This is a genomic window from Rikenella sp., assembly GCF_056799795.1.
This window is the reverse complement of sequence record NZ_JBQIQO010000006.1, coordinates 42,551-68,624: the sequence shown is the minus strand read 5'-3', so window position 1 is coordinate 68,624 and position 26,074 is coordinate 42,551. Positions and strand designations below refer to the sequence as shown.

At 58.3% G+C, this 26,074-nt stretch carries 30 protein-coding genes and 1 tRNA gene; 22 read left to right on the top strand and 9 right to left on the bottom strand.

Annotated features, from left to right (window positions below):
* Window positions 1-34: 34 nt before the first annotated feature.
* Window positions 35-793 (bottom strand): tetratricopeptide repeat protein, encoded by a 759-nt coding sequence (locus ACTO3O_RS02925; RefSeq protein ID WP_297830253.1) that lies wholly within the window; start codon window positions 791-793, stop codon window positions 35-37.
* Window positions 794-879: 86 nt separating this feature from the next.
* On the opposite strand from ACTO3O_RS02925, the gene ACTO3O_RS02920 reads away from it, so the two are divergent.
* The 19 genes from ACTO3O_RS02920 (at window position 880) to ACTO3O_RS02830 (ending at window position 13,036) form a co-directional block, all read left to right on the top strand.
* Window positions 880-953, top strand: a tRNA-Arg gene (locus ACTO3O_RS02920).
* Window positions 954-1,045: 92 nt separating this feature from the next.
* Window positions 1,046-1,471 (top strand): hypothetical protein, encoded by a 426-nt coding sequence (locus ACTO3O_RS02915; RefSeq protein WP_297830255.1) that lies wholly within the window; start codon window positions 1,046-1,048, stop codon window positions 1,469-1,471.
* A gap of 13 nt (window positions 1,472-1,484) precedes the next feature.
* On the top strand, window positions 1,485-1,970 hold the full coding sequence (locus tag ACTO3O_RS02910; RefSeq protein ID WP_297830256.1) for a hypothetical protein: 486 nt from the start codon (window positions 1,485-1,487) through the stop codon (window positions 1,968-1,970).
* A 21-nt stretch (window positions 1,971-1,991) separates the two neighbouring features.
* Window positions 1,992-2,543, top strand: coding sequence for a hypothetical protein (locus ACTO3O_RS02905; protein ID WP_297830258.1), 552 nt, complete (start codon window positions 1,992-1,994; stop codon window positions 2,541-2,543).
* A 247-nt stretch (window positions 2,544-2,790) separates the two neighbouring features.
* The gene (locus ACTO3O_RS02900) at window positions 2,791-3,225 is read left to right on the top strand and encodes a Gp37 family protein (protein WP_297830260.1); all 435 of its coding nucleotides are present in this window, start codon (window positions 2,791-2,793) and stop codon (window positions 3,223-3,225) included.
* Entirely contained in the window at window positions 3,182-3,514 is a 333-nt protein-coding gene (locus ACTO3O_RS02895; protein WP_297626838.1) for a GPW/gp25 family protein, read from the top strand. Before ACTO3O_RS02900 ends, ACTO3O_RS02895 begins: the two co-directional genes overlap by 44 nt.
* A gap of 70 nt (window positions 3,515-3,584) precedes the next feature.
* Window positions 3,585-4,796: a phage tail sheath family protein gene (locus ACTO3O_RS02890; RefSeq protein WP_297830262.1), complete on the top strand. Its 1,212-nt coding sequence runs from the start codon at window positions 3,585-3,587 to the stop codon at window positions 4,794-4,796.
* 19 nt (window positions 4,797-4,815) lie between these two features.
* The gene (locus ACTO3O_RS02885) at window positions 4,816-5,319 is read left to right on the top strand and encodes a phage major tail tube protein (protein WP_297626844.1); all 504 of its coding nucleotides are present in this window, start codon (window positions 4,816-4,818) and stop codon (window positions 5,317-5,319) included.
* A gap of 11 nt (window positions 5,320-5,330) precedes the next feature.
* The gene (locus ACTO3O_RS02880) at window positions 5,331-6,572 is read left to right on the top strand and encodes a ferritin family protein (protein WP_297830264.1); all 1,242 of its coding nucleotides are present in this window, start codon (window positions 5,331-5,333) and stop codon (window positions 6,570-6,572) included.
* A gap of 46 nt (window positions 6,573-6,618) precedes the next feature.
* Window positions 6,619-6,939 (top strand): phage tail assembly protein, encoded by a 321-nt coding sequence (locus tag ACTO3O_RS02875; RefSeq protein WP_294592841.1) that lies wholly within the window; start codon window positions 6,619-6,621, stop codon window positions 6,937-6,939.
* A 111-nt stretch (window positions 6,940-7,050) separates the two neighbouring features.
* Window positions 7,051-8,823 (top strand): phage tail tape measure protein, encoded by a 1,773-nt coding sequence (locus ACTO3O_RS02870; protein WP_297830265.1) that lies wholly within the window; start codon window positions 7,051-7,053, stop codon window positions 8,821-8,823.
* On the top strand, window positions 8,814-9,353 hold the full coding sequence (locus ACTO3O_RS02865; protein ID WP_297830266.1) for a hypothetical protein: 540 nt from the start codon (window positions 8,814-8,816) through the stop codon (window positions 9,351-9,353). Before ACTO3O_RS02870 ends, ACTO3O_RS02865 begins: the two co-directional genes overlap by 10 nt.
* A complete protein-coding gene (locus ACTO3O_RS02860; protein ID WP_297830267.1) occupies window positions 9,331-9,786 on the top strand; it encodes a phage tail protein in 456 nt (151 codons plus the stop codon). Before ACTO3O_RS02865 ends, ACTO3O_RS02860 begins: the two co-directional genes overlap by 23 nt.
* Window positions 9,783-10,001, top strand: a complete 219-nt coding sequence (locus tag ACTO3O_RS02855) for a tail protein X (protein WP_297830268.1) — start codon at window positions 9,783-9,785, stop codon at window positions 9,999-10,001. The genes ACTO3O_RS02860 and ACTO3O_RS02855 overlap by 4 nt, the downstream gene beginning before the upstream one ends.
* Window positions 9,986-10,963: a phage late control D family protein gene (locus tag ACTO3O_RS02850; RefSeq protein ID WP_297830269.1), complete on the top strand. Its 978-nt coding sequence runs from the start codon at window positions 9,986-9,988 to the stop codon at window positions 10,961-10,963. The genes ACTO3O_RS02855 and ACTO3O_RS02850 overlap by 16 nt, the downstream gene beginning before the upstream one ends.
* Window positions 10,960-11,424 (top strand): hypothetical protein, encoded by a 465-nt coding sequence (locus tag ACTO3O_RS02845; protein WP_297830271.1) that lies wholly within the window; start codon window positions 10,960-10,962, stop codon window positions 11,422-11,424. The genes ACTO3O_RS02850 and ACTO3O_RS02845 overlap by 4 nt, the downstream gene beginning before the upstream one ends.
* Window positions 11,425-11,426: 2 nt before the next feature.
* Complete coding sequence (locus ACTO3O_RS02840; protein WP_297830272.1) at window positions 11,427-11,660, top strand: hypothetical protein; 234 nt, start codon at window positions 11,427-11,429, stop codon at window positions 11,658-11,660.
* Between the two features lie 3 nt (window positions 11,661-11,663).
* Window positions 11,664-12,497, top strand: coding sequence for a baseplate J/gp47 family protein (locus ACTO3O_RS02835; RefSeq protein WP_297830274.1), 834 nt, complete (start codon window positions 11,664-11,666; stop codon window positions 12,495-12,497).
* A gap of 2 nt (window positions 12,498-12,499) precedes the next feature.
* A complete protein-coding gene (locus tag ACTO3O_RS02830; protein ID WP_297830276.1) occupies window positions 12,500-13,036 on the top strand; it encodes a hypothetical protein in 537 nt (178 codons plus the stop codon).
* Here ACTO3O_RS02830 and ACTO3O_RS02825 read toward each other — a convergent pair.
* Entirely contained in the window at window positions 13,020-13,727 is a 708-nt protein-coding gene (locus tag ACTO3O_RS02825) for a LexA family transcriptional regulator (protein WP_294592827.1), read from the bottom strand. The two genes, ACTO3O_RS02830 and ACTO3O_RS02825, sit on opposite strands and share 17 nt — an antisense overlap.
* A 149-nt stretch (window positions 13,728-13,876) precedes the next feature.
* Between ACTO3O_RS02825 and ACTO3O_RS02820 the strand changes: the two genes are divergently transcribed.
* A complete protein-coding gene (locus ACTO3O_RS02820) occupies window positions 13,877-15,361 on the top strand; it encodes a sulfatase family protein (RefSeq protein WP_297830279.1) in 1,485 nt (494 codons plus the stop codon).
* Between the two features lie 315 nt (window positions 15,362-15,676).
* On the opposite strand, the gene hisIE is transcribed toward ACTO3O_RS02820, so the two are convergent.
* The 7 genes from hisIE to hisG form a co-directional block, all read right to left on the bottom strand.
* Entirely contained in the window at window positions 15,677-16,288 is a 612-nt protein-coding gene (hisIE, locus tag ACTO3O_RS02815; protein ID WP_297830281.1) for a bifunctional phosphoribosyl-AMP cyclohydrolase/phosphoribosyl-ATP diphosphatase HisIE, read from the bottom strand.
* Between the two features lie 13 nt (window positions 16,289-16,301).
* Window positions 16,302-17,060, bottom strand: a complete 759-nt coding sequence (gene hisF / locus ACTO3O_RS02810) for an imidazole glycerol phosphate synthase subunit HisF (protein WP_298080624.1) — start codon at window positions 17,058-17,060, stop codon at window positions 16,302-16,304.
* Window positions 17,042-17,773, bottom strand: coding sequence for a 1-(5-phosphoribosyl)-5-[(5-phosphoribosylamino)methylideneamino]imidazole-4-carboxamide isomerase (gene hisA, locus ACTO3O_RS02805; RefSeq protein WP_297830284.1), 732 nt, complete (start codon window positions 17,771-17,773; stop codon window positions 17,042-17,044). Before hisA ends, hisF begins: the two co-directional genes overlap by 19 nt.
* Window positions 17,770-18,354: an imidazole glycerol phosphate synthase subunit HisH gene (gene hisH / locus ACTO3O_RS02800; RefSeq protein ID WP_297830285.1), complete on the bottom strand. Its 585-nt coding sequence runs from the start codon at window positions 18,352-18,354 to the stop codon at window positions 17,770-17,772. The genes hisA and hisH overlap by 4 nt, the downstream gene beginning before the upstream one ends.
* A gap of 10 nt (window positions 18,355-18,364) precedes the next feature.
* Entirely contained in the window at window positions 18,365-20,011 is a 1,647-nt protein-coding gene (gene hisC / locus ACTO3O_RS02795; RefSeq protein WP_297830286.1) for a histidinol-phosphate transaminase, read from the bottom strand.
* A gap of 332 nt (window positions 20,012-20,343) precedes the next feature.
* Entirely contained in the window at window positions 20,344-21,630 is a 1,287-nt protein-coding gene (hisD, locus tag ACTO3O_RS02790; RefSeq protein WP_297830287.1) for a histidinol dehydrogenase, read from the bottom strand.
* Window positions 21,631-21,969: 339 nt separating this feature from the next.
* Entirely contained in the window at window positions 21,970-22,821 is an 852-nt protein-coding gene (gene hisG / locus ACTO3O_RS02785) for an ATP phosphoribosyltransferase (RefSeq protein ID WP_297830849.1), read from the bottom strand.
* Between the two features lie 300 nt (window positions 22,822-23,121).
* Here hisG and ACTO3O_RS02780 point away from each other — a divergent pair, with 300 nt between their 5' ends.
* On the top strand, window positions 23,122-24,123 hold the full coding sequence (locus ACTO3O_RS02780) for a GSCFA domain-containing protein (protein WP_298080629.1): 1,002 nt from the start codon (window positions 23,122-23,124) through the stop codon (window positions 24,121-24,123).
* 23 nt (window positions 24,124-24,146) lie between these two features.
* Window positions 24,147-25,781, top strand: coding sequence for an alkaline phosphatase family protein (locus ACTO3O_RS02775; RefSeq protein WP_297830853.1), 1,635 nt, complete (start codon window positions 24,147-24,149; stop codon window positions 25,779-25,781).
* The last annotated feature ends 293 nt before the right edge of the window (window positions 25,782-26,074 follow it).

Here is a 26,074-nt window from a genome sequence, read left to right as displayed (position 1 = left end):
TTGTCGTATATGACAAGGGAAGAGGTTTTGTACGTTATTCTGTTAATGCGACCGTAAACTCCGGAAATTCGCGCCACAACGCCTCCGTCCGAAGCCACAGACGTCTCGCTTCAGCTGCTGCCGTCGGTCGACGCGACTCGATGTCCGAAAGGTACTCCGGCGTAATCTCGTGTTCGGTCGCTCGCCATTCAGTGTATAATGCCGGTGTCTCCCGCTTCATGGCCTGCCGGATTTCGGCTGTGGGCAGAGTCTGGCGTCGGAAAACGGCCCAATATTTCGCCAGCCGGGTGGAAAGCGCCTCTTCCGGCAGCAAGGCTGCCGTCTCGTCGAACAACTCCCACTCTTCCAATGCGATGTAACAAAACACCATCCATTCCGAGGCGTTCAGGTGGTCTTCCGGATCGCAGTCTGTCAGCAACTCCCACATCGCCGTCGCCACTTCGAAGTCGCCGATCGTAAAGTGATCGACAGCCGAGTCGTACACCATCGAAAGCGCCTGAGCCGTATAGTCGTCCTCCCAGTCCAGCGTGATGAACTCGTTGTCCGACTCCTCCAGCAGGTCGCATACTAATTTTGCACCCTCCCATCGCAACTGACACGCTTCGGCCAAGCGTCCCTCTTCGGTGTAATGATTTGCCAAGGCCTCCCGGGCCGCGAAATGGGCCGGAGCCGCCGCCAACGTCTCGGCGAGCGAGCGGGCGTCGGCCGATTCGGGTATCCGCCGCAGTGAATGCGACGGCACGAGTTTATAAACGGTGTCGATGACGGGTTCGAGCCGCAGCGGATTTTTCATAAGGCCAGTGGATGGTACGATGAGACAAAGATACGTTTTCGGATTTGGAAACCAGCGCATGAAATGTTACTTTTGTGCCACAGAAGGGTCCCGTAGCTCAGCTGGATAGAGCAACAGATTTCTAATCTGTCGGCCACAGGTTCGAATCCTGTCGGGATCACACGATTCGTATAGTCAGGGTGTTTCTATTGCAGAAATGCCCTGATTTGTTTTTTATTATTATATTCGCGTAAACCCTTACTTGTTTTTGTTATGAAAAGATTTCTCTGTTTTTTATTCTTGGTGGGTGTATTTGCCTGTCCAAGAGTTCGAGCGGCTACTGAAATACGACGATTTGAGCAAACTTTAATGATTAGATCGGCTGACTATGTAGGCGTTAGTTTTCGTATTTATGGAGTTTGTGACCTTTTGATAGAAACAAATCCTCAAGGTGTTGAAGTTGCAGCTGTATTTCATTATGTTGGTGGAGTTTTTGCCAATTGTACTGAAGGTGGATTCAGTGGAAGGGCGGATGAAATAATCATTCGGTCTCAATCTTTTGTAAGAGAAACTGAACCGAATGTGGCCATGTGGATATATGATTATGATTTGAGTAGATACGGTTTAGGTGCGAGTGGAAAGGGTTCGGGAAGTGGGATTTGTAATCTTTGTGATTTGTTCCCTAATCTTTATCATTAAACTTGATTAAGCTATGAAAAAGTGTACGTTGATTTGTCTTTCCTTTCTTGCTCTTAGTGTAGTTTGCTCTTGTAATCATGGGCCAGCGCAATCGGAGGTTGATCCGCAGGCTGGGGCTGATTCGGCTCGGGCGACGGAAATTGCAGCTAATCGAGGAGGGAATTGGTCGCCGGAAACGATTGAGCGGTTACAACGAGAAGACTCGCTGATTCGGGCAGGGTATGAACGGGCCGGTGGCGAGGATGTTTATAACCGCTGGTTGCCGACACAGGAACTCTTGTTTCAGGAATTTAAGAAAAATCGCACGTTGGAGAACAAACGGAAATTAATGGATTTCATCGCGGAGCACAAAATGTGTATGATTGTTCCAAAGCCGTTTACGAAAGAGATGCTGGCTGCTCCGCCGGTAAATCCCCATCCGATGCTGATTATGTGGGAACCCGATGAATTGTCGGAATACCTTGATTTGTTTATGCAACGTGAAATGCCTCAACGATGAGAAATTAAATAGTGCTATGCTGTGAAACAAATCGGAGAACAGAGAGCGGAAATTCGACAGTATATCGAACTGGGGGGCCGGATGTCTGCCGGGCAGATTCGGCGGAACAGATGGGTATATCGGGGCTATGGGTGGGCGGCCGTGGCGGTGGGACTTGTGGCTGCGGTGATGGTCGGCGGAGTCGGCGGACTCGGGCTGCGATGGTTGTGGCGGAGTTATGATTTGTCGGAGCTCGTGGAGCAATTGGCGGGTTTGGGGCTCGTGATGGGGATGATTCTGGTGGGGCGAGCGGTGGGGATGGCGGTTTGGGCGAGACTCCGGCGTAGATTCGTTGATCGGGGGGTGCGGCCATTGGTGGTGATTCGTCCTGAGGCGGGGGATCCGTATATCGGGCGGGTGTTTCTGGATAGAGAAGGCCGGGTGGCGATGGTTTACGGGCGGATGTGGGGCCGGATTTACCGGATATTCAGTTTGAAGGGGGGCATTCCTCGACGAGGATATCTGTTTCTACGCGCCGGAACGGGGAGTGAGGGTTTTCTGGTGGAACCGGGCGATGAGGCTGCCGGGACATAGATAAACCGGGCGAGGCGACTCGCTGAGCGGAACGGGAATCGGTCGAAATATATAGCGGTTCTTCCTGACGGGTGCGTCGGGAAGAACCGTTTTTTTGTGCAGAATAACGAGGGTGAAGAATTAGTGTAATCCCTTTACTCGTCGTTTGTCCGGCGGTCGAATATTTCGTGACTTTGTATCCGAAAACGATCGGGCAGGCATCTGAAGATTCGGTCTCCCGCCCGATTACTTGAACCGATTAGAAACGATGACAGCAGAAGTACTCGAAAATGCGTTGATCGAAGCGATTCGGGATGTCGGCCTCGAAGCCGGGCCGTTTTCCGAACCGATCTCCCCGAATCCGAACGAAACGAAAACCCGGGTTCGGGTCGGTTACCGGGGAATCGAAAGCGTGGCCCGCGATTGCAGCGGCGCGCGGAGCGAACAGGTGTGGCGGATCGAGATCCGAATCGCGGGCCCGGCACTTCGCGGCGCCGAAGGGGTCTACGACTGTTCGGAGCGAATTCGCAACCGTTTGGAGGGATATGCGTTTCCCGGGGCCCCTGCATCGCTCGAACTCGAAAAGGAGGTTCCGACCGACGAATCGGACGGAATCTGGCGATTCGATCAGCATTGGAAACTCAAATGTATCCTTTTTCATGAACGACAAGACCCTTTCTTCGACCGTCCGCTTGGGGCGTAGACCGCTCGGCGAGAGCATTCGACAAAATATGCGGATTATTCTGCTCACGGCTCGCGGCGAGGTGCCTTTCCGTCCGCGATTCGGGTTGGGAGCCGAAAGGCTCCTCGGCGGCGGGATGCAGCAATTGGATGTGGCGTACGAAGTGGCCGACCAGCTTGCGCGGTACGAGAAGCGGATCCGGGTGAGGCAGGTCGTGACTACCGAACTCGAACCCGGGCGGCGCTGCGTGACGATCCGGTATGAAATACTCGACACCGCCGAATCGCAGACCCTGACGCTCGGAAATTGAGACGGGGCGCGGCGGGAAAATAAAATGATACTCCAATCGAATTATTCACCTTTTAATTATCTGTTATTGTATGGGTTATCTGCATGGTATCCAAATCAAAGAGGGCGCGAAGAACGTCCTGATGTCCGCCGGCGATACTTCGGTGATCGCGTTGGTCGGCACTGCTCCGCAGGGGGTGGTGGGAACGGTCAAACTGATTACTTCGGCTGAAGCTGCCGTGGCCGAGTATGGAGCCGATGTCTCCGGGTTCACGATTCCGGCAGCGTTGGAGACTATTTTCACTACCGTAGCGGCCAAAGTGTTGGTCGTGAATGTGCTGCCGGCTGAAAAAGCCTCTGCTCTGCTCGACGCCGACGGTCGGATGACGCGTGACGAGGAGGGCGAAGTGGCTACGAATATCTACAAACCGGATCTTCCCGAAGCCGTGGATTACACGGCCGACCTCGTGGCCGGTCTCGACCTTTTGCTGACGGTCGACGATACGTTGGGGGTGAAGCCGAACATCGTGTTGGCGCCGGGATACTCCCAAATCGAGGCGGTGATGACCCGCATGTTGGCCGTCGCTGATAAACTGGACGGTTTCGCGGTGATCGATATGGCGGCCGGGGATGTGCAGGAGGCGCTGACGGCCCGCTCTTCTGGCGTGTACAACATCACGTCGCAGGCGGCGGTGCTTTGTTATCCGCAGGTGTTGCGTTACAATGCGCACGAAGCGATGGTCGACACGATCGGGCTGTCGGTGCATTGGGCGGCGGCCAAGGCGGCGCGCGACGGTGCCGAAGGGTACTGGCTCTCGCCGTCGAACACGGAGCTGATCGGCATTAGCGGGCTGACTGCTTCCGTTTCGGGTTCGCTCACGGACGAGGCGGCGGATACCAATCTGCTGAATGGGCAGGGTATTGTGACCGTTTTCCGGAAAAGCGGTATGGGAACCCGGCTGTGGGGGAACTGGACGGCGGCCTATCCGTCGCAGAAGACGACGGACTGCATGATTGCGCCGCGTTCGGTGCGTATGGCGATTCGGGAGGCGCTGGTGGATGCGGCGCTGAACTATATGGACCGGGCGGCCACGGGTATTACGGTGGAGATGATTACGGGCGATGTGAACGCTTTCCTGCGCAACCTGATCGGCCAGGGGGCCATCGTCGAAGGGGAGTGTACATGGGATGAGACGAAGAATCCGGCGGTCGAGATCGCTCAGGGACGCCTGACCTTTACTCTGTCGGTTCGGTATGCGCCGAGTCTGGAAAGTCTGACTTTCGAAGAGGTGGTGGAACTTTAAATCTTAATATAGGAAGGATATGATTAACAGCATTATAAACGCTAATGTATATATTCAGTCGGTCAAACTGGCAGGGAAACTCGCCGAGCTGGAGCTGCCGGCCGTGAAGATCAAAACGCAGGAGGTGACGGCGCTGGGGCTGTACGGAGCGACGGAGGTGCCGGCCGGTATCGAGAAGATGGAGGCGAAGTTCAAGTTCAACGCCATCTATCCGGATGCCTGGAAGCATGAGAATCCGCATCGGACGTGTCGGCTGACGGTCAAGAGCGACATGCAGGTGGTTTCGGCGGCCGGGGTGTCGGAGAATGTGCCGGTGGTGGCGACGATTGCCGGTCTGTTCAAAGAGATGCCTACGGGGTCGATCAAACCGCAGGAGCGGCTCGAAGCGGAACACCTGATGACGGTCAGCTATTATAAACTGGAGGTGAATCGCGAGGTGGTTTGGGAGATCGATGTGTTCAACAACATTTTCCGCCATTTCGGTCAGGATTTGCTCCGGGAGTTCAATGCCAACCAGAAATAGTACGGACGGATATGGCGAATTTTAAGGAAGATGCGGCGCGGGAGTATGACTGGGAGTCCGGCGGGGTCTACGTGATCGAACCGGAGGATCCGGTGGAGGGGGGCGCGGAAGGGGTGAGCAACCGGCAGGGCCGGGAGCTCGCCCTCCGTACGCGCAACCTGCACGAGCGGTTGGATGAGCTCAAACGGGATACGACGGCTCGGGCGGACGAGCTGGCGGAGGCGATCGATACGAAGGATGCCGAGGCGTTGAAAATGGCCAAGGAGTATGCCGACCGGCTCGTGGCGGAATTGACCGACAGTGCGCCCGAGGCGCTCGATACGCTGAAAGAGCTGGCTGCTGCGCTGGGTGACGACCCGAATTTCTCGGCGACGGTGATGGAGCTGATCGGCGAGCGGGTGACGGCGGAGGCTATGGCCGAGGCGTTGGAGGGGAAGTTTGGAATAATTGGAAATGATGTCGATGCCAACGAAATGACGCAAGGTTCGGGGTACTCTTACAGCAAGAATACCCCGACGCACGGGACTGTTGCTACCTTCAACGGATTGGGCGTACTCTACGGAATCATGCAGATCTTTTGCGACAACCAGGAGACCAACAATGCAAGGTTTTGGGTTCGAAACAATAATCAACAAGGATTCACTCCCTGGAGGGAGTTGTGGCACTCCGGGAACTTCGATCCGTCTGTTGTCTTTCGAACGGGTGGTTATATCGATGCCGCGAAACTGAACGACAATGAAATTGCCCAGATCGGCAATAAAGCGTGTATCATAAATTATGGGGGTTATGGAGGTCTTTTGGTCTCGTTTTCCGCCCAAGCCAGCCCGGCTCCTCTGCAATTCTTTCTTGATAATTATAGCGAAAACGCCTCCCTAAAATGGCGACATGGTGTCGATGCAAATAGATTTCAAAATCCGGCCTTCAGAACGATTTGGGATTCCGGTAACCTGAAGCCCATGTATTATGCACAGATCAACCCAAACGGGAATGTGGTCGGGCAGGTCGGGGACTGGATTCAATCGGTGGCATGGGTTGATAACGGGAATGGAGTGCGATGCGATATCACCCCGAATGTGCCCGTAAATGCCGTTACGGCGCAAATCACAAAAGTCGCTTTTTCAGGTAATACGTTCACAGGCTCGGCGCCGATTGTATATGATACTTTGATCAACGGAAAAATCACGGTCGTGATCCCACATGCTAATGGATCTGGTTATGCAGCTTGGTTCAATATCTCGATCCAAGGAGCGTAAACGATAAGAAGAGTAGAAGTATTTATATAAACAGATTTGTGTTGAAATGTCAAAAATTAAGATTACAGTAGAAAAGAACCCAGGTAAACTCGCTATCAAGAACGTGACAGTTCGAGAACCCCTGGTCGAAGACCTCCTCGAAGCGCAAAAATTCCAGGATAACGCCCGTATGTCCATGGCCCTCATCAGCCAAATCTGCACCTTCGACGGCCGGCGGCTCACCCTCGAAGAGCTCGAACAGCTGCCCCTCTCGGATTTTTTGGAATTGTCGGCCGAGCTGGCTGCCACCGGGTTGGTGGGCTCGGCCGAGCAGTTCTCTGCCTTGTCCGCGACGGCCGTTTCGGATTCGCCGAAGTCCGGCGAATGACCCTCTCGGAGCTCAACTTCTGGCTCCACGAACTCGAAAACTATTTCGACGATCTGAATCGCCGGCGGAGGTGAGCTCCGAACCGGAATGGGAAATCTATGCGTAAACAATATGGGAAGTCAAAATAATACGGATGCCGAGAAGTCGGATGGATTCAGCCAGCGGATACAGACGGTTGCATCGATGATCGAAGTGAGCGACAAGATGGAATCCAGCCTCCAGCGTATCGTTCAGCCCTACAGGGAATTCGAACGCTGCCTGGCCGGACTCTCCGCAGTCGTGGCACTGCCCGCCACCGATCTGGAGGAGCTGGGTAAAGTGGCCCGAAAGGTCGGGGTCGAGAGCGGATTCGGGGCGGGACAAGCCGTGTCGGCTTTTGGGACGCTGGCATCGGCATTCTCCGGAGAGAAGCTCGATAAGAACAGTCTGGTCGAGTTGCAAAAGCAGAGTGTTACGTTGGCTCAGGCAGTCGGAATCTCGTTGGACGAGGCCGCCGGAGCCTTGGGGAGCACCATGAGCCGGTTTCGGCTTTCCGCTTCCGACGCCGGTCGAGTCATCAACGTGCTGGCGGCCGGTGCCCAAGCCGGCGACGCCCGCGTCGGCGATCTGGCCGAATCGCTCCGGACGGTCGGTTCGACAGCCTCCGAGGCTGGCCTCTCCGTCGAACAGACCACCGCTGCGCTGGAGGTGTTGAGCCGAAACGACCAGAAAGGGGCCGGAGCCGGTATGGCTCTCCGCCAGATGCTCGGTACGATGCAGACGGCTCTGGGGGTGGACTTTCGAAAAACCTCGCTCTCCGATGCTTTGGCGGCTTTGCAACCCATGCTGACCGATACGGCCGCGTTGTCGAGGACTTTCGGTGCCGAGAACGTCGATGCGGCTCAATTCCTGATTCGCAATGCTCAGGCCGTGGGAACCGTGACGCAACAGGTGACGGATACCGCGACGGCGACCGACCAAGCTGCCACCCGTACCGACAACTGGAACCACCGTTTGGAGGTACAGGCCGCTCGTTTCGATGAGTGGAGCATGAAACTCACCGAGAGCTCGAAATGTATGCTGGATGTGATTCAGGTGGGCAGTCGATTCGGCAGTATGGTACTGAGTCTTGCTCCGCTGGCCGAGGCCCTGTGGAGCATAGGCGAAGCGACAGTCAATGTGGTGAAAAGAATGAGAGAAACGGCGACTGCCGGTAAGGCCGCGGCGTTCGGGATGTGGCTGAAAAACGCGGCAGTCTCGACGGGGAATGCTCTTCTTGTGGTTTACAATGCGCTGACTTCCCGCGCCTGGTGGGTGACGATGGCCCATTCGGTTGCGACCAAGGCATCGGCTTTGTGGACTGCGGTATGTTCCAAAGCGCAGCTCGTGGCCAGCGCGGTCACCTCGCTGTGGAGCAAGCGGACGGCATTGGCCACGTTGGTGCAGGGCGGTTTGACCAAAGCGTTGCGGTTGGCCAAGGTGACGATGATGACCGGTGTGATTCCGGCCCTGACCAGCGCCATTGCTTCGACCTGGGCCTGGACAGCGGCTCTGTTGGCCAACCCGATTACCTGGATCGTTCTCGGTATCATCGCCTTAGTCGCGGCCATCGCCATTTGTTGGGATAAGTTCGCCGGGTTTCGTGCCGTCGTTTATACCATTTGGGACACGATCAAGGGGTTCGGACAAGCGATTATCGATTGGATGATCGCGCCGTTCAAGGCCGCCGGAGCCCTGATCGGCGGATTGGCCGGAGCGGTCGGCAAGGTATTCAGCAGAGACTGGGCGGGGCTTGGGACTCGCTCAAAGAGGGATTCGGAGGGGCGGCCGACGCTTTTACGAAGCCGGTCAAAGAGGCTGTCGATACGGCCCGAGGTATCGGCGGAAACTACCGCATGCACCTGACCGAGGAGCAGGCCAAGCAGGCTGAAAAAGAGCGGGCGAAAGAGGAACGGAAACAGGCCGCGCAGTCAAATCGGGAGACGGCCCCGACCGGTAGCGCCCTGCCGGACTGGCAGGCGCTAACCGGCTCCGTGAATTCGGAACATCCGGAATTGGCCGGTTTCGGGGCTCCATTCGGAGAGCTCGACATGGAGCAGATGGATTTATCCGATCTTGATCCGAAACTATTGCAGGGAATGGAGTTGCCCATGGGCGGGCCGGAGATGACCGGTTACGTCGCTTCGGAACCGGTCTCGCTTCCTTCGTTGGGGCGTGATGCGGGTGCGGGCTCGTTCGGCATGCCGCTTTCGGCTGCTCCGACCGTGCAGGTCGATTTCAAACCCACCGTCCATATCTCCGGAGATATGTCCCGCAAAAGTCGGGACGAACTGATGGATTTTTTCCGTCAGTTCGCCGGCGAACTGACCCGGATCATCAACGAAGAGAATCGCAAAAACAATCGAGGCAATTATGGAATACCTGCGCTTGGGTGATCTCCGGCTGACCTCGCCGGACAGCCTGACCGGATTCGAGGAGACGGTCGGATACAATTATGCCCGACACGAAATCGCCACCGGCAAACCCGTGCTTCAGGCCAAGGGAGAGACCCTCTCGGAAATCACCCTGAATATCAGTCTGCGCGCCCGGCTCGGCCACGACATTCCCGAAATCCTGCGCCAGCTCGACCTCCTGTGCCGGAGCGGTTCGCCGCAACGGTTCGTCTTCGCCGACGGCGTCTACAAGGGAGATTACGTGGTGGCCGAACGCGGAGTGACCGTCACCCGCACAGATGCTAAAGGTACGATTAAGGAAGCCGACTTCACCCTGTCGCTGCTGGAATACGCTGACCGGGTGGTCGTCAACAACCGGAATGCCGAGAGCCGTCCCGTCGGCGAGCAGAGTAACCGAAAAACCGAACAAAAATGATCGTAACGATATCGAAATACGGCGACCGGTGGGACTTACTGGCTTATGATCTGCTGGGCGACGCCGCTTTGGCTCCCGCCTTGATGGCCGCCAATCCGGCGCTCGTCTCCCTCTGCGAGAATCACATTCCGGAAGGGGCCCGGATCGTCGTGCCGGAGATCGCCGCCCCCGCCGAACGCATGACTCAAACCAAAGCGCCGTGGAAACAGGACTAAAACCCCAAACCGTCATTACCTACGAAGGCAAGGATGTCTCCGGAGACTTCGCCCCGATCCTTCGCGGAGTGACCTTCAAAGATTTTCTGGACGGTCGGGCCGGAGAGATCGAAATCGATCTCTCCAACCGGGAGGGGCTCTTTTGGGCAGACTGGTATCCCGACATCGACGATGAAATCCATATCCTGATGGGCTACGAAGGTGGCGATATGCTCGATACCGGAATCTTCTGGGTCGACGAGGTCAGTCTGTCGGGCGGCGGTGCCGAGGACGCTTGTCGTATTCGTGCCCTATCGCTCCGCTCCTCGGGGCTCGGCGCCCCGGTGCAGCGGCGGAATCATGCGGGCCGGGCCGTGGCCGACATCGTGAACGAGGTGGCCGAAATGCTGGGATGCCGGGCCCGGGGCGATCTGTCCGGCACCTGGTCGGGGATTCAGAACGAAACCGGCCTCCGGTTTCTGAACCGGCTGGCCTGCGAACTCGGCCGGATTTGCAAAGTGGAGGGGACGGATTTGATCTTCTACCCGATCCAACAGCTCGGCCAGATCGGCCAACTGGAAATAAAACGGGGGGATGTCATCGACTACGATGTAAAAGATATTGCAGCCGGCCGCCTTTCGAAATGTACGGTCAAGTGGTGGGATCGGAAGTCGAAGAAGCAGATTTCCGGCACGTATGACGCCCGCATCAAGGGCGGCGGCGAGGCCGTGCGCTGGGAAGAGGTGAAGAGCAGTTCCGAAGCCCGTCAAAAGGCCCGGGACTATATCGCTGACCGCAACAAATCGGGCGTCGAGTTCAGTCTGACGCTGTTGGGCGATGTGCGTTTGCGGGCCGGCGTAGGCGTTCGGATGAGCGGCTTCGGCCGGTTCGACGACCTGTATTACATCAGCGAGGCCACCCATTCCGACAGCTCGTCGGGCTACACCACCCGTGTCACCCTTCAAAAACCGCCAGCCAAATGATCGAGATAGGAACCGTAACCCAGCACCATGCAGACCGCGGAGCGGTGAGCGTCGATTTCGAGCATCTCGGTACCTCGGCCGAGTGCGCCGTGCTTCAGCCGACCACCGGCGAGCATGCCTGTTTCGTATTGCCCTCTGTCGGGACGCAGGTCGTGTGCTGGCTGGAGAGCGGCAAAAACATCGCCTTAGGGGCCCTGTTTTCCGACAACGAGCCGGTGCCTTCCGAAGCGACCGCCGAGGGGTATTACCGACAGGTCGGCGAAATGACCCTTCGGATCAGCGAAAATAAAGCTTCGTTGAAAAACGGCTCGAATGACCTGAAAACCCTTCTGAACGACATTTTGACGGCCATCCAAAACCTGACCGTCTCCACGCCGATGGGGCCCAGCGGCACGCCGCTGCCGCCGACCGTTCAGGCCGTGAAAAAAGCCGTTCAGGACTTGAACCAACTACTCGAATAACCATGGCCCTCAATAAAGCAGCTCTTCAGTCCGGCATTCTGGCCCTGCTGACCGACATGCGCTCTCGCACCGAAGTCAGCGACTCCGACTTTGCCGGTACCCTGGCCGACCTGATCGACACCTACATCAGGAGTGCGACCATCACCATCGCGGCCGGTATTCCGGTCAGCACCGCCGGCGGCCCCACCGCCCAAACGGGAACCACGACGGCTCCGGCCGTCGCAACCATTCAATAACCTATGAGCGAGATACAGTTTATTGCGAACGATCCGGAGGCGATTCTCTCCGAAACCATAGCCACCTATCAGCAAGCGGCGGGGGAGACGCTCCATCCGGCCGATCCCGAGCGGATTCTGATCGACGTGATGGCCTACCGCGAAAACGTGCTCCGCGCGCGGATGGAGTTTTTGATGCGTCAGAATTTCGTGCAGTACGCCACGGCTCCGGCCCTCGACGATTGGGGCGCCCTGTTCGGCGTGAGCCGCCTGTCGGACGAGGCGGACGACGAATACCGCCTGCGGATATTGAACAACACGCATCAGGCGATCGGAACGGAAGAGGCCTATCGGCAACGGATCCTCTCCCTGCCCGAGGTGTCGGATTTGATGATCACCCGCAAGAGCGACGAGCCGACCCTGCCGCCCGGCACGATTCGGCTGACCCCGTTGATGCGCGCCGTCTCGCAGGATGGCGTGGAGTCCGGTGCCGTCCACACCGCAGAGCTGGAGCAGACGATTTTGAATACGATTCAGGCGGCGGATTTCGGCGTGATCGGCCCGAAGTTCATCTTCTCCGAAGCCCATCCGGTGCCCCTCTCCGGCCGCGTGTCCGTGCGGGCCGTCCTGGGTGCCGACCGGGAGACGCTGGAGAGAAACGTGAACCGCAAGATAGCCGCGTATTTCGGCACCCTTTCGCTCCATTATGCCGGCGACTTCAGTGCCTACGATCTGGAGCGAGCCGTGCTGGCCGCCGACGGTGTGTTGTCCGTGGCCGCCGTGGATTTTTCGAACATTCCGGTCAAACGCCCGGCCGATTTTTATGTACAGGGCGCGGTAACCGTCGATTATTTGTAACTATGGAACTCCTACCCGAAAGCATTCAAAGCACGCAGACCCTGGCCCTCGACCATACGTTCCGGGAGCGTCTGCTCTCGCTTGCCGTCGATCAGTTGGCGATTGCGCCGGAGCAGGAGCGCGACCTGCGGAAACTCACGCTCTACCTGCGTCAGTTCGGCATCCCCGTGGAGCTGTTTCCCGACCTCGGCGCGATTCAGCTGCGCGATCTGCTTCGGCGTGTGTTGCTGATTTACCGCCTGAGCGGTACCCCGCGCTCGATCGAACTGTTGGCCGAAGCGCTCGGGGCGACTTCGGCCACAGTGGTTCGCGATGCTTTCTTGTTGGATCATGCCCGGCAGGCGCTCTACGACGGACGGCACCGTTATGACGCCGGTCGCCAGCACCGCTCCTTTTGTGTCGATGTAAAGGTGGCGGGCATAAGCGAGGCCGAATGGCTGACCTTTACGACCGTTTTTCGTCGCCTCTTCCCGGTTTTTCAACCCGTGAGCGTGCATTTGCGACATCTGGAACCGCTTCCCGTCAGCCCATCGTATTGAACCGTACCGAAGCCTTCACCATCGCCAGCGCGCGAATCGCCGATACCGGAATCTCTTTCGGGGCGTGGTGCGGGTTGTGGCTCACCAACAGGACATAGTCCGGCCGTCCCTCGATTTTTTTGATGAACTTCACCGTGATGTACTCCTCGCCCTCGTAGCTGAACGAAATCAGGTACATTTCGCCCCAGATGATGTTGTAGAAATCCTGTATCTGTTTGTACATCACGATGTCCCCCGCCTTGAGCAGCGGGTACATCGAATCGCCTCGGACGTAGACCGCCCCGTCGCATCGCGGCAGGTCGGGAATCGACAGGTAGTCGATCGGCACGTTTTGGTTCGTGAAGATCGGCGTCAGTCCCGCTGTCGCTTCGAAATCGTACAGCGGCACCCGCTGACGCTCTACCCGAATGTCTCTCGTCCGGGTGCGGATCGGTCGAACCACCGTGGCCGTCTCCTCCCCTGTCCCGGCGTCACGGAGCATCTCGCCCTCCCCCGAGCGGAGCCATCCTTTGGCCACCTCCGGAAACGCCGTCACGATCCGTTCGGCCAGCCGATCCGAGATTCCGTTTCGTCCCCGCTGAATGTGGTAGACCGTGTCCGGGTGTTTCAGTCCGATCCGTTCGGCGAATTTTTTCCCGTTCAGTCGGGTGTATGTCAGTAAAGCTTGGATACGTTGAGCGTCGGTCATCATATAATATGTATGAATTTATAAGATTGAATCGGTGTAAAGGTATTATAAAAACATGAAAAATCCCAATGCTAAAGAGAGAGGGTGGGGAGAGGCAGTTGAAAATGCAGGAGAAGTTTTCGTACATTTGCTCCTGTTCATACCAATGATTCATGGATAAAAAGACTCTGCTCATCCTGTCGGCTCTTGCTTTGGTCGGCGCGGGAGCCTCGGCGCAGCAGCGCATGAACGTGCTGTTCATCCTCACCGACGATTTCCAGAACAATGCGATCCGCGCCCTCGGTCGCGAGGACGTGCATACGCCGAACATCGACTATATCTATAGCCAGGGGACGGCTTTCACCAACTGCTATACCAACGGAGCGATTGGCGGGGCGCTGTCGATGCCCAGCCGGGCGATGATCATGACGGGCCGCGGGGTGTTCGAGATCGCGCAGGACGGCTGGGTGATCGCCCCGCGTCACACGATGCTGCCGGAGCAGTTGCGCAGGGAGGGTTACCGCACCTTCGAGACGGGCAAGTGGCATTCGGATTTCGAGTCGTTCAACCGGGCGTTTTCCGAGGCTGAGAATATCTATTTCGGCGGGATGCACCGGTACGAAGACGGCGGCCATGTGACGCCGCTGCTGATGCACTACGATCCGAAGGGAGATTATAAAAATCAAAAACCGTTCGTGGGGCCGAAATTCTCGTCGGAGATGTATGCCGACGCGGCGGTCGATTTTCTGACCCGTTCGGCGGGGGATACGACGCCGTTTTTCGCCTATGTGGCGTTCACTTCGCCGCACGACCCGCGCAACCGGCATCCGTGGTATGGAACTTTGTATGATCCGGATACGATCCGGCTGCCGGTGAATTATCGCCCGCAGCATGCGTTCGACAACGGAGAGTTGCAGGTGCGGGACGAGGTCGTGGTTCCTGCTCCGCGCGACGAGGCTACGGTGCGGAAGGAGCTGGCGGATTACTATGGGATGATCAGCGAGGTGGATGCACAGATCGGTCGGGTGATCGATGCGCTCGAAACGAGCGGTAAGCTGGAGCATACGATCGTGGTCTTCGCGGGCGACAACGGTCTGGCGATGGGGCAGCACGGGCTGATGGGCAAGCAGAGTCTGTACGATCACAGCATCAAGGTGCCGCTGGTGGTTTGGGCACCGGGCATCCCGAAAGGGGAGCGGAACGAGGGGTTGTGCTACCTGTATGACATCAATCCGACGTTGTCGGAACTGCTGGGCATTCCGCCGGCGGGGTCGGTGACGGGGCGGTCGCTGGCTGCTGCTTTGAAAAAGGGGGCGAAGGGCGAGACGCCGCGCGACCGGGTGTGGCTGGCTTATTCGAGTATCCACCGGGCGCTGGTGATGGATGGCCACAAGTATATCGTTTACAATGTGAAGGGCAAGATTACGGAGCAGCTGTTCGATCTCAGGAATGATCCGTGGGAGATGACGAACTTGTTGGCTGGGACGCCGTCGAAGAGGGTACACAAACTGGCGGAGAGGTATCGTGCGGTGCTGAAGGAGGAGATGAAGCGGGGGAATGATTTCTGCGATCTGGATCGCCCGACGGCGGATCATGGATCGTGGTGGGAGAAGGACGAGAAGATCTCCTGGACGGACGGCGTCAATCTGATGAAATAACCGTTCGTTTGCTGTGTCTACCCGCATGGAACTGTCGCTTTCTTGAAAGAAAGCGACGCAAAGAACTTTTGCAGAGGTCGTCCCGTTGGGCCGACCACGTGTTCTCTCCGCCTTGTTTCGTTGGGCTGAGATTTTCTCGGTGGGCGCGCTAATAATCAGGCTAATACCCAAGCGCGCCACACCGGAAAATTCAGCCCAACCTACCGGGTAGACACGGCCAGAGCATCCCGCAGGGATGCGCTCTAAAGTTTTTTTGGTTCTTTTTGTTCACAAAAAGAACAGTACCCTCCAGGGCAAATACAAATAAACGAACGGTTATTTATGTCGCTTGGCCAGTTCTTTTTCCAAGTCCGCCAGCGAAAGACCATTCGCCTCTAACAGCACCAGCAAGTGGTAGACCAAGTCCGACGCCTCATAGATCAAGTCCGGCTTATTCTGCGCCACCGCCTCGATCACCGTCTCCACCGCCTCCTCGCCCACCTTCTGTGCAATCTTGTTGATCCCCCGCTCGAACAGCTTCGTCGTGTAGGACGCCGCCGGCATCTCCCTGTGCCGCTGCTGGATAACCGATTGCAAATAGCGGATGAAACCCTCCGTCTCTGTGGGCGACTCCGTGAAGCAGCTCGCATTGCCCGTATGGCACACCGGCCCCGCAGGAATCACCCGGATCAGCAGCGTATCCGCATCGCAGTCCATCGCCACCGAACAGATATTCAGAAAATTACCGCTCGTCTCGCCCTTTGTCCAGAGCCGTTTCTTCGTCCGGCTGTAAAACGTCACGCGCCCCTCCGTGACGCTTTTTTCATAAGCCTCTCGGTTCATGTAGCCCAGCATCAGGACTTGCAGCGTCCTGTCATCCTGAACGATCGCCGGCAACAGCCCGTCGCCGTTTTTCGCGAAATCCAACTTTTCGATGTCTGGTGTCATAAATGTGTTGTTTTTAGATTCTTACAGAAATTTTTCGCTCATTCAGAGCGCGCTTCAGCACCGGAATCGGAATCTCTCCGTAGTGGAAAATCGATGCCGCCAGCGCCGCATCCGCCTGCCCCGCCGTCAGTACCTCTGCGATGTGATCCACCGTCCCCGCCCCGCCCGAAGCGATCACCGGGATCGACAGCTCCGAAGCCAGCCGTGCGAACGTCTCGCACGGATAACCGCTCTTCGTCCCGTCGTGGTTCATCGACGTGAACAGGATTTCCCCCGCCCCCCGTTCCTGCGCCTCACGCGCCCACGAAAATAGTTCGCGCTCAGAGGGTTGTCGTCCTCCGTGCGTCTTCACCACCCAACGTCCCGTCTCATCCATCCGCGCGTCGATCGCCACCACGATAAACTGCCGCCCGTACCGCCCCGCGATCTCGTCGATCAGCTCCGGTCGGCGCACCGCCGCGCTGTTCACCGTCACCTTGTCCGCCCCCGCCAGTAAGAGCGCCCCCGCATCCGCCGCCGTCGAAATCCCGCCCCCCACCGTGAACGGAATATCGATCTCACGTGCAATCCGTGCCACCAGCTCCCCGAACGTCTTCCGTCCTTCGACCGTCGCGCTGATGTCCAGATAGACCAGCTCGTCCGCCCCCTCGTCCGCATACTTGCGGCCCAGCTCCACCGGATCGCCCACATTTTGCAATCCCACAAAATTGACCCCCTTGACCGTCCGTCCGTCTTTGATGTCTAAGCAGGGAATTATCCGTTTTGCAAGCATTTTTCCAACTCTTTAAGCGTGATTCGCCCCTCGTAAATCGCCTTGCCCACGATGACGCTCCGCAGCCCCATTCCGTCCAGCCGCACCAGGTCGTCCATCGATGAAATCCCTCCGCTGACCGTCATGTCGATGTTCGGGAATTCCTCTTGCAAGGTAGCGTAGAGTTCGAAATTGGGCCCCGTGAGCATCCCGTCGCGCGAAATGTCCGTGCAGATCACCTGCCGCAAACCCCGCGCCGCAAACCGTCGAACGATCGTCTGCACATCCGTCTCCGACGACTCCAGCCACCCGTTGATCGCCACCTTTCCCGCCCGGGTATCGGCCCCGAGGATGATATGCTCCGCCCCATAGGTTGCCAGCCACTCCTCGAACCGCTCCGGCGCCGTGATTGCCACGCTGCCGCAGATCGCCCGGCGCGCTCCCGCCTCCAGCACCGCTTCCAGTGCCTCGCCGCTCTTGATTCCGCCGCCGTACTGGATGTCGAGTTTCGTTGCCGTGGCAATCTTCCGCAGCGTGTCCAGGTTCTGCGGCGCCGCCGCCTTCGCCCCGTCCAAATCCACCACATGGAGCCGCCGAATCCCGATCGCCTCGTAACTCTTGGCGATCTCCACCGGGTCAGCCCCGTAAGTCGTCCGTTGGGCATAGTCCCCCTGCGTCAGCCGCACGCACTGCCCGCCGATCATGTCGATCGCCGGTATAATCTCGATTTTCATAGTGTCAGAAAGTTAGCTAAAATCCGCCCGCCTACCGCGCCGCTTTTTTCCGGGTGGAACTGGCAGCCGTAGAAATTGTCCTTATACAAAGAGCCGCTGAACCACCCGCCGTAGTCGGTCGCCGCCGCCGTGCATTCGTTGATTTCCGCCGCATAGGAGTGCACGTAATAGACGTATTCACCCTCTTTAATATCCTTGTACAGCGGCGATTTGAGGTCGTGAATCGAATTCCATCCCACGTGCGGCACTTTGACTCCCGCATCGGCAGGAAACCGCCGTACCCGGTTCGGAAAGACGCCCAGACACTCCGTCTCTCCTTCCTCGCTGTAGGCGCACAGCAGCTGCATCCCCAGGCAAATCCCCAGCACGGGACATTTCAAATGACGGAGGAGGTCGGTCAGCCCTTTGTCCCGCAACTGCGCCATCGCCGTCGCCGCCTCGCCCACTCCCGGCAACAGCACGCGTTCTGCGTTTTGTATGGCGACCGGGTCGGAGGTCAGCAGGTAGTCCGTTCCCAACCGCTCGAATGCGTTGATGACCGACCGCAGGTTGCCCGTTCCGTAATCTATTATCGTTACCATAACTTTCGGTTTAGAGCATCCCCTTCGAACTCGACAGGCTGAAATCCAGCGGTTTGCGCTCCACTGCCATCCGTAAAGCCCGCGCGAAAGCCTTGAAAATCCCCTCCACCTTGTGGTGCTCGTTTCGCCCCCGCGCCACGATGTGCAGATTGCAGCGCGCCGCCTGCGCGAAACTGTCGAAAAAGTGCTCGAACAGCTCCGTCGGCACATCCCCGATGCGTTCCCGCTTCAGCTTCACGTCCCACCGCGTTGCGATCCGCCCCCCGAAATCCAGCAGCACCAATGCCCGGCTCTCGTCCATCGGCAGCGCGAACCCGTACCGCCCGATCCCCCGTTTGTCGCCCAACGCCAGCCGAAACGCCTCGCCCAACACCAACGCCACGTCCTCGATCGTATGATGTTCATCCACTTGCAAGTCCCCCTTGGCCGAGAGTTGCAGGGAGAAGGCCCCGTGATGCACGATCTGGTCGAGCATGTGGTCGAAAAATCCCAGTCCGGTCGATATTTGCGACGGCGAAGTATTGTCCAAGTCCAAAGTGGCCGTAATGTCCGTCTCCCGACTCCGCCGCGTCACCGTCACGCAACGTCCCCCCGAAGAGGCCGGAACCGGCCCCGCGAAAGGCTGGTCGAGGTTCTGTAACGCCTCGACCAGCGCCGCATTCTCCTCCGGCGTCCCTACCGTCAGCCGTAAACATCCCTCGCACCCGGTAATTTTCGAGCGGTCGCGCACGATGATTCCCCGTTCGATCAGCCGGTTGTAGACCTTGCGCGGCTCGTCGACCCGTACCAGCACGAAATTAGCATCCGAAGCGAACACCCGCCGGATCAGCGGCATTTTCTTCAACGCCGCGACCAGTTTTTTCCGCTCGTCGATCAGCTTCGCGATCTGCTCGCGGCGAACTGCTTCGCGATCCAATTCGCTCAAAACCAGTCGTTCGGTAATCACATTCACCGAATAGGGATACTTGATCCGCCCCATAGCCCCCACGATCTCCGGGTCGGCGAACGCGAATCCGATCCTTATACCTGCCATTCCCCACGCTTTCGAAAGCGTTTGCAGCACCACTAAGTTCGGAAATTCCGCCAGCCGCGGCAGGAACCCCTCGTGCTCCGCAAAGTCGATATAGGCCTCGTCTAGCACCACGATCCCCCCGAATCCCCGAATGATTTTCTCGACCTCCGCCGGGTCGAGCAGGTTGGCCGACGGATTGTTCGGCGAGCAGAGAAACGCCAGCTTCATCTGCGGCGTCACTTTCGACAGAAAGTCCGCCGCGTCGAGGCGAAAGTCCTGTGCGAGCGGCACTTCGACCAGCTTCACGTCGTTGGTCGCCGCGGCCACGCGGTACATGCCGTAGCTCGGTGCAATGGAGATGGCTTCGTCCTGCCGCGGCTCGCAAAAGACTCTGAATATCAGGTCGATCGCTTCGTCGCTACCGTTCCCGCCCACGAAAATCCGGTCGGCGGCTATGCCCCGCATGGCTGCGATTTTGGCCCGGATGCGCTTGTTGTGCGGGTCGGGATAGCGGTTGAAGCCGTTGTCGAAGGGGTTCTCGTTGGCGTCGAGGTAGATCCCCAACTCTCCTTCGTACTCGTCGCGGGCGGTCGAATACGGGGCTAACTGCTTGATATTCTCGCGGAAAAGCGATGTGATCTCCATATGTCTCTAAATATTAATTCGTTCGTTTGTCTGTGTCTACCCGCATGGAACTGCCGCTTTTTGTAAAAAGCGGCACCAAAAACTTTTAGTTAGCTACGCTACTCCTTAGGCTCCGCAGTCCTCAATCTTCGTGATTGCTTTTGGGTCGGGGTTGTAGCGCGCAATAAGGTTTAGCTCGCATTAGCGCGCTACAACTCCCGACCCAAAGTAGAGTCCGAGATCTGGGCCGCCGGCAGCTGGAGGATGCGTCAGCATCCTCTAAAGTTTTTCTGGTTCTCTTTGTTCACAAAGAGAACAGTACCCTCTCGGGCAAATACGGAGAAACGAACCGGTTATTTTAGGGTATCGAGTCTGACAGCGACCGCGTTTCGGTGTGCATCCAGTCCTTCGGCAGTCGCCATTTGCTCCACCGTGCCGCCGATATTCCGAAGCCCTTCGGGTGTCAGCCGTTGGAGCGTGATCTTTTTGCAAAAGCTGTCCAGATTCACCCCGCTGTACGCCGCCGCCCAGCCGCTCGTCGGCAGCGTGTGGTTCGTCCCCGAAGCATAGTCCCCCACGCTCTCCGGCGAGTAGTGTCCCAGGAAAATGCTCCCTGCATTCTCGATCTGCGCCGCAATCGCCTCCGGCTCAGCCGTTTCCACGATCAGGTGCTCAGCCGCATATAGGTTCGCCATTTCGACCATTTCCGCCACCGAAGCCACCACGAAGATACGGCTTTCCGCTAACGCCTGCGTCGCAATCTCGGCCCGGCCCAGCAGGGCCAGCTGCCGTGAGACCTCCGTTTCCACCGCCGTCGCCAAAGCAGGAGAGGTCGTCACCAGTATCCCCTGACTGTCCGGCCCGTGTTCCGCCTGCGAAAGCAAGTCCGCTGCCACGAAATCCGCCCGTGCCTTGTCGTCCGCCAGCACCATCACCTCCGACGGCCCCGCCGGCATGTCGATCGCCACCGCACTCAGCCCCAGCAACTGTTTGGCCGTCGTCACATAGCGATTCCCCGGCCCGAAAATCTTGTTGACCCGCGGCACGCTCTCCGTCCCGAACGCCATCGCCGCTACCGCCTGCGCCCCGCCGACTTTGAAAATGCGGGTCACCCCACAGAGTTGCGCCGTCCAGAGAATTTCCTGCGCTACCGTCCCGTCCCGTCGCGGCGGCGTGCAGAGCACAATCTCCTTGCAACCTGCAATCTGTGCCGGAACGGCCAGCATCAGCACGGTCGAAAAGAGCGGCGCGCTCCCGCCCGGCACGTAAAGCCCCACACTATGGATGGCCACGCTCCGCTGTTCGCAGCAGACGCCCGGCATCGTTTCGATGCGTATCGGCTCCATCCGCTGCGCGCGGTGAAAGGCGATGATATTCTCTCGTGCCTGTCGGATGGCGTTTTTCAATGCGTCGTCCAATAGTTCGTCGGCTTTTGCAATCTCGTCGTCGGTAACGGCTGGTGAGTCGATTTTCACGCCGTCGAACTGGTCGGCGAGCTCGCGCAGGGCGGCGTCTCTGTCTTTCCGGACGCGCTCGATGATATTTTCTACCCGTTTACGGATCGTCTCGTTCTCTTGTTGCAGGGGTCGCGTAAGGAGGTCTTCCCATGCTGTACGCGGCGGCTGGATATAGGTCTTCATAATAACTTATTTTTTACCTCTCGTTTGGTATTGTGTCTACCCTGCTGGAACCGTACCTTTTCTGAAGAAAAGGTACCCAAAAGACTTTTGCAGAGGTCGTCCCGTTGGGACGACCACGTGTTCTCTCCGCCTTGTTTCGTTGGGCTGGGATTTTCAGGCGCGGCGCGCGTGGGGTTCTATGCCCATTATTAGCGCGCCCGCCGAAAATCTCAGCCCAACCAATCGGGCAGACACGGCCAGAGCATCCCGCAGGGATGCGCTCTGAAGTTTTTTTGGTTCTTTTTGTTCACAAAAAGAACAGTACCCTCCAGGGCAAGTACGAATAATCAGAAACGAGCGTTATAAAATCATTTTTTCGGGCGTGAGGACCAGGATATCCTCCGCCCCGATCGCCTTGAGCTGTTCGATTTTTTCCCAGAGCACCCGTTCGTCCACCACCGCATGCAGCGAACTCCACCCCCTTTCCGCCAGCGGCAGGATCGTCGGGCTCTTGATTCCCGGCAGAATTCCCGTCGCCTCCGCCAGTCGCTCCGTCGGGATATTCATCAGGATATATTTTTTGCCCCGCGTACGCTCCACCGCCTCGATGCGGAACAGGAGCTGGTTCAGCAGCGCCTGCTTTTCCGGCTCCAGCCTCGGCGTGGCGATCAGCACCGCCTCCGAGTGCATCGCCGTTTCGACCTCCTTCAGGCCGTTCGAAATCAGCGTTCCCCCGCTGCTGACGATATCGAAAATCGCCTCTGCCATCCCCACCGCCGGAGCGATTTCGACCGACCCCGCAATCTCCTCGATTTCCGCCTCGATGTTTTTCTTCTCCAGAAACTTGCGCAAGATGACCGGATAAGAAGTCGCGATCCGTTTCCCGTTGAAATACCCGATCCCCTCGTACTCCTCCCCCTTCGGGATCGCCAGCGAGAGGCGACACCTGCCGAAGCCGAGTTTGTGCACCACCGTCGCCCCGCACCGCCGCTCCTCGTACTCGTTGAGTCCCACGATGCCGAGGTCGGCCACCCCCCGTTCGACCGCATGCGGAATGTCGTCGTCCCGCAGGTAGAGCGCCTCGATCGGAAACAGCTCCGCGCGAGCCAGCAGTCGGCGTTTGCCCCGTTCGATGTCGATGCCGACCTCGGCGAGCAGTTCGAGGCTCTCTTCGTTGAGCCGCCCCTTGGATTGGAGAGCGATACGTATCATGATCAGTTGTGTTTTGTGTGAAAAAAAGAGAAGCCTGCCTTTCCGTGTCGGAGAAGCAGGCTTCGGTTTTGCGTTCTATGAAATATGTGAGTTACATATCGATTCCGGCAAAAAGCGACTTCCCCTCATCGGCAAAGCAATGATGGCAGTGGTGTCCGTGGTGGATATGTGCGTTCAGAATCATATTCGTTGTCCGGATAGACAGAGGCAAATGTAGGGAATCTTTCCGGATTTCCAAATTTTCGGTCGGTGAATTTCCGGAAAACGTTTCGGAAGACGGGAACCGAAAAAGGGCTATCTTTGGGAAATTCATTTTCAGTCCCCCCCAGCGCCGTGTCCCACCCGACCTCTTTTCGTACCCCTCTTCTTCTGCCCCGATATCCCTTTCGGATCGGCCCCGCCGACCGCGGTCTGGCCCTCGGCTCCTGTTTTGTCGACCACATCGGGCAGTGGCTCGCCGCGGGCAAACTGCCCCTGTGCGTCAATCCCTTCGGCGCCTTCTATAATCCCGCCAGCATAGTGCAGACCTTGGAGCGGCTCGTCTCCGACCGGCCGTTCCGTGCAGCCGATCTGGTCGAACACAACGGCCTGTGGCATAGCTTTACGCACCACGGCGACTTCTCGGGGCCCGATGCGGCGGAGGTAGTGCGCCGCATCGAAGCAGCGCGTGCGGAAGGCGTCCGGGCCTTGCGAGAGGCCCGCTACCTGATGCTCACCTTCGGAACCGCGTGGGTCTACGAGCGCGAGGGGCAGGTCGTCGCCAACTGCCACAAACTGCCCGCGCGGAGCTTCGTCCGGCGGCGGCTGACGGTGGACGAGATCGTCGAACCGCTGGCCCACCGGCTGGAACGCTGGCCCGACAAACAGACGATTCTGACCGTCAGCCCCGTGATCCATCGCGGAGACGGACTCGTCGAAAATCAGCTGAGCAAATCGACCCTGATTCTCGCCGCCCACCGGCTCGCCGAACGGTTCGCCGGGCGCGTGCACTATTTTCCCGCTTACGAGATCGTCGTCGGCGAACTGCGCGACTACCGGTTTTATGCCGACGATATGTGCCATCCCTCGTCCCTCGCCATCGAATATATTCGTACCCGGTTTTCCGAATCGCTCCTCTCGGCCGAAGCGGCGGAGCTGGTGTCGGCGGCCGGCGAACTCCGGAGCGCGATGAACCACCGCCCGTTGCATCCCGAGGGGGCGGAATACGCCGTCTTCCGGCAGTCGATGCGTCGTCGGGCCGAGGCGGCGCAAGTGCGTTACCCGACGGCCGATTTTTCGGAAGAGCTGCAATTTTTTGCGTAAATTTGTCGTTCAATTCATTCAGAATGAAAAAGTTTCTCACTCTCCTCATAGGGGTCGGCAGCGTGCTGTCGTCCGTTTCCGTTGCGCACGGCCACTCGGCCATCAGTCGCCAGCCGCCGAAACTCGTTGTCCAGATCGTCGTCAGCCAGATGCGCTACGACTACCTGCTCCGCTTCGCCGACAACTTCGGCGAGCGGGGCTTCCATGCGTTGGTGCGCGAGGGATCGCTCTGCAAACGAGCCTCTTACGACTATGCCCTGACCCGCACCGGTTCGGGGCTCGCCACGCTGACCACGGGGGCCAACCCGTCGATGCACGGCGTGGTGGGCGAGCGGTGGTTCAACTACACGACCGGCGAGGCGATCGACCTGGCGGCGGACAAGAAGGCTTTTACCGTGGGGAGCGACGAGTACGACGGTCAGTTTTCGCCCCGGGGACTGATTGCCGGCACGGTGGGCGACCAGCTCAAGACCGTCTATCGGGACTCCAAAGTGGTGAGTATTGCGTTCGACCCGGTTTCGGCCGTGGTGGCGGGCGGCCACTCGGCCGATGCGGTCTACTGGCTGAACGGCAAGAACGGCAAGTGGGTGACGAGCGACTATTACGTCTCGGCCCTGCCCCGGTGGGTCGAAAAGTTCAACGAAGAGGGGGCCGTGGTGGGCTATTCGGCCCAGAAATGGGAGATCTCCCGTCCGTTGAAAGCCTATCACAACGATGTCTATACCGACATTTCGATCGACACGAGCTGGAAACTCAGTTTCGACTTCCTGACCCGCAAGAAATACGACTACGACCGGTTGCGCTCCTCTCCGGCGGCCAATACGCTGGTTCGGGACTTTGCCGTGCAGTCGATCATCTACGAGGGGTTGGGGAACGACGACGCACCGGACGTGTTGAACCTCGTTTTCGACGCCTCGCGGTACATCGGCGAGAAGTACGGGACGGGGTCGATCGAGCTGGAGGACAGCTACTACCGGCTGGATGCCGATTTGGCTTCGTTGCTGGAGTTTCTGGACACGCAGGTGGGGCGCGACCGGCTGTTGGTGGTGCTGACTTCGGACCACGGCGCCTCGGATCCGATTCGGGCCGACAGTCGCGTGCCGGCCGGGCTGTTCGACAACGGCCAGTTCGCGGCGATCATATCGGGATTCCTGGTGGCCCAGCTCGGGCCGGGCGACTGGCTGCTGAAGTTCGAGAATCGGCAGATCTATCTGAACCGCGGGCTGATTTATCAGAAAGGGCACAATCTGGAGGACTTGCAGAACCGGGTGGCTAACTTCGCGATCCAGTTCAGCGGCGTCTCTCAGGCGGTGACGGCCACCGCGTTGCAGAACGGCCATTTTACGGGCGGTGTGCTGGAGCGGATGCAGAACAGCTTTTTCCCGCGCAACTCGGGGGATGTGACGATCAACCTGATGCCGGGCTGGATCGAATACACCGAGGGTCGGTTGTCGGATTCCGGTTCGCCGTACAACTACGACACGCACGTGCCGTTGATCTGGTACGGGAGCAGCGTCGGGAATGTGGATGTGGAGCGTCAGGTAAACCTGACCGACGTGGCTCCGACCCTGGCGGATATTTTGGGGATCGCTCCGCCTGCGGCCTCGATGGGGACGACGATTCCGGAGATTTTCGTGTCGCGAGCGGTGGAGGAATAGAGTGCGTGTGTAGGAAAGAATGGGGCGAAAATTTGGGTCAACACAGCCCCTTGCCCACCGCGGACACGCGGGGCCTGCCCGGCCGACGCGTTCGCGGCATGGCGGGCAGGCCGTTACTATTCCTTCTTAGCCTAACCGCGCGCGACTGCTGGAGAAGGAAATCATTCAAACGCATGATTTGTGTTTGAATAAGATTTCCGCCAGCGCGCGGAGCAGGGAGTTGGGCCGTGGCTGCCCACTCCGAGTGCCGGGAGGCACCGCCCGCCCGGCGTAAGGGCAGTACCCTCCTGTAG